The following is a 3,462-nucleotide window of genomic DNA, read 5'->3' on the forward strand; positions in this document are numbered from 1 at the left end:
TATTGTATACGGATAATTCCTTCAGGGCTTACCTTTAATTTATAACTGGCCTCATTATCTCCTGAAAGATCAATCAGCAGCTCATCATCAGGACCAATGACATAACTTTTAGGTGTTGCCATCCTTAAATTCGGTTCAAAAGTAATGTTGCTATTTTTAAACAAAGCAGCACCAAACACTTTAGGAATCAAATTGCCAAAGGCATCCCGAAGTTCTGCCTTTCTCGCATTATTATCTGAATAATTGTTGAATTTTTTGTTAGTGGTATCTGATTTTTGAGTAGAACCAGCATAGGTTCTTTCAGAAAACTCATTATTGGAATCTTGAGTAGCTTTGGAGGTACTCCCCTCTTGTTTCCGAATTTTTTCGACACGTAAACGCATTTTCTGAATTTCTTCAGCTTTCATTCCCTGAGCGGAGGCCATTTGTTCTAACTGTGCATCATTATAACCTATAGACTCTGCCTTCTGCATCAGCTGTCTAATCTGTGCATCGGTTAAATCGTCAACCTTAACAGTGGAGTAATCAGTTTGTGCTGAAACGACAGAGGTAATTAAAATTAGGGCAAACAGTAAAAAAGTAGAAAGGGCTTTTTTAAACCTCATGGGTAGATGTATTTTTATAAAAATTATTCAAAGTTATTCAAAGGCGTATAACCACCATTTTTCAAATGCTCGTCTTTTTTCATCAAGGTAAGATCGGCTTGAACCATATCCTTTACCAATAAAGGAAGGTCATATTTAGGCTCCCAGCCCAATTGAGTTTTAGATTTTGTTGGATCACCCAATAATAAATCTACTTCTGTTGGTCTGAAATATTTAGGATCAACCTTTACTACTTCCATTCCTAAATGAAGTTCTGCACTGTTTAAACCAAGCTGCTCCACCATTAACGGATCAATATCAATGATCACGCCTTTTTCGTTTTCATCTTTACCAATAAATTCAATTTCTATCCCTAATTCGGCAAAGCTCATTTTCACAAAGTCACGCACGGTAGTAGTAATGCCGGTAGCGATTACAAAATCTTCTGCTTTTTCTTGTTGCAAAATTAACCACATGGCTTCGATATAATCTTTAGCATGTCCCCAATCTCTTTGAGCAGAAAGATTGCCTAAATAAACACATTTCTGCAAGCCTAAAGCTATTTTACATGCAGCACGGGTAATTTTACGTGTTACAAAAGTTTCTCCTCTTAACGGACTTTCATGGTTAAATAATATACCATTACAAGCAAACATACCATAAGCTTCGCGGTAGTTCACCGTAATCCAGTAACCGTAAATTTTAGCTACAGCATAAGGTGATCGAGGATAAAATGGTGTTGTTTCACTTTGTGGAACCGCTTGTACCAATCCATATAATTCTGAGGTGGAAGCCTGGTATATCCTGGTCTTTTTCTCAAGTCCTAAAATTCTTACCGCTTCTAATAACCTTAAAGTACCAATACCATCTGCATTAGCTGTGTATTCCGGCATTTCAAAACTTACCTGCACATGGCTCATCGCGGCAAGGTTATAGATTTCATCTGGCTGAGTTTCCTGTATAATTCTAATTAAATTGGTAGAATCAGTAAGGTCACCAAAATGTAGTTTAAAATTAACACCTTTTTCATGTTGGTCCTGGTACAAATGGTCAATCCGGTCTGTGTTGAACATGGATGTTCTCCTTTTTAAGCCATGGACAAAATATCCTTTGTTCAATAAAAATTCAGCTAAATATGCACCATCTTGACCGGTGACTCCTGTTATAAGGGCTACTTTCATAAAGTGTTGATAATTTTAATTGTCAAATATAAATAATTCAAACTATATCCTGTTTATACATCGATTTAAACTCTCTTTCCAATAAGGAATAGTTATGTCAAATGTGTTTTTAATTTTAGCTTTATCTAAAACTGAGTAATGTGGTCTTTTGGCTTTGGTGATAAAAGCACTGGAGTTCACCGCCTCAACTTCAATATCTACTTCTGCAAACTCAAAGATCGCTTTGGCAAAGTCGTACCAAGAGGCTACACCTTCATTGCTGTAATGATAAATGCCATACGCTTTTTGATTAGCATTGATGATGGTGATAATTACCCTGGCCAAGTCCATGGCATAAGTTGGCGTACCTACCTGATCATAGATGACTTGTAAATGCTCCTTAACCTGTGCAAGTTTCAACATGGTTTTACAGAAGTTATTTGCTTTTTCTGAATACAACCAGCTGGTGCGGATGATATAATAGTTTTCTAAAACCTGAGCAATTGCTCTTTCACCATTTAATTTAGACTGTCCATATACATTGATGGGATTCGTAACCGCTTCTTCAGTCAGTGGAATGCCCAACAAACCGTCGAAAACAAAATCCGTTGAAATGTGTATAAGGGTTGTCTGATAAGCTGCACAAACTTCAGCAAGGTTTTTCACCGCATGTTCATTAACTTGATATGCCGCTTCCTGATCTTCTTCAGCTTGATCAACTGCCGTGTATGCTGCACAATTAATGCAAAATACAGGTTGATAACGCTCAAAAACAGCCTTTATCTGGCTGTCAAGTGTGATATTTAAATCAGCCTGAGCTAAAAAGATATACGTATAAGGTTGTGGTGCTTTATTGACCACTTCTTGAAGGCATTGGCCTAGCTGGCCATTACCTCCAATAACAATAATATGATTCATTAATTTTTTGCGCCGAAGTGAAATTGAATGCCCAAAGCTACGGGATTAATTAAATATTCTCCTTTGTTCAATTTTCTTAATGACCTATTGTTTGGATCACTAGAAACAATTCGCTCCTGGCGTTCATAAGCATAAAAGAATTCGAGGTTGCTTTCTGCAAAAACAGACAGTTGTTTAGTAGGATTGATCTTTATTCCTATCGTTGGTGTAACGGTAAACCCCTCTTTAGTGGCATTGATATTGGTATGCGACTCTTCAATTGCAATACGTTGCTCATTGAGGTCATTAGAAGATCCTTTAAATTTATTAGAACGGTAGCCCAGATCAAGTGCCACATAGGGTTGAATAACGCTATAATTGAAGTTCTTTTCAAAGCCCACTTTAAAGGAAAAATCCTTCATCTTACCATCTACGATATCGCAGGTTTCACAATTATTTGAAAATTTTAAATCCTCTTTCAAATAACTCCCATTGATACGGTAGCTAAATAAATTATCATTAAATTTCACAATATAACTGCTTAAATAAGATGTTATATACTTATCATTATTGGATTGGCTTAAAACATTGGGCATTTGCAGGTAATTATAAGCCCGCACACCTATGCTGTATTTAAAATCCCCATTGTTTTGACAATAGGCCCATGAAGACACCAAGGTGAAAATGATGATAAGTAAGGTTTTTTTCATAAGATTGTACGTATGCTGCTATATGGTAAAAATTTAAAAACATTATTCAATATTTTTAAATTTTAAAGCCTTAAGCAAGAACCATACCATTATCCAGTTTCTTCTTCTTCT

General features: G+C 36.1%; 4 protein-coding genes. All 4 read right to left on the reverse strand.

Annotated features, from left to right (window positions below; all coding sequences use genetic code 11):
* A partial coding sequence (locus ACR2F7_RS14865; protein WP_432714332.1) for a polysaccharide biosynthesis/export family protein occupies nucleotides 1-605 on the reverse strand: 605 nt, incomplete at its 3' end.
* A gap of 23 nt (nucleotides 606-628) precedes the next feature.
* Entirely contained in the window at nucleotides 629-1,765 is a 1,137-nt protein-coding gene (gene gmd / locus ACR2F7_RS14870; RefSeq protein ID WP_432714333.1) for a GDP-mannose 4,6-dehydratase, read from the reverse strand.
* Nucleotides 1,766-1,807: 42 nt separating this feature from the next.
* Complete coding sequence (gene rfbD / locus ACR2F7_RS14875) at nucleotides 1,808-2,662, reverse strand: dTDP-4-dehydrorhamnose reductase (RefSeq protein WP_432714334.1); 855 nt, start codon at nucleotides 2,660-2,662, stop codon at nucleotides 1,808-1,810.
* Entirely contained in the window at nucleotides 2,662-3,351 is a 690-nt protein-coding gene (locus ACR2F7_RS14880) for a hypothetical protein (protein WP_432714335.1), read from the reverse strand. The genes rfbD and ACR2F7_RS14880 overlap by 1 nt, the downstream gene beginning before the upstream one ends.
* Nucleotides 3,352-3,462 lie beyond the last annotated feature (111 nt).

The sequence above is a fragment of the Pedobacter sp. genome (assembly GCF_045628745.1).
Lineage (GTDB): Bacteria > Bacteroidota > Bacteroidia > Sphingobacteriales > Sphingobacteriaceae > Pedobacter.

What these genes read in the sequence shown, in the direction of transcription:
- gmd (WP_432714333.1), bottom strand. Translation starts at nt 1,765, where the DNA reads ATGAAAGTAGCCCTTATAACAGGAGTCACCGGTCAAGATGGTGCATAT.
- rfbD (WP_432714334.1), bottom strand. Translation starts at nt 2,662, where the DNA reads ATGAATCATATTATTGTTATTGGAGGTAATGGCCAGCTAGGCCAATGC.
- ACR2F7_RS14880 (WP_432714335.1), bottom strand. Translation starts at nt 3,351, where the DNA reads ATGAAAAAAACCTTACTTATCATCATTTTCACCTTGGTGTCTTCATGG.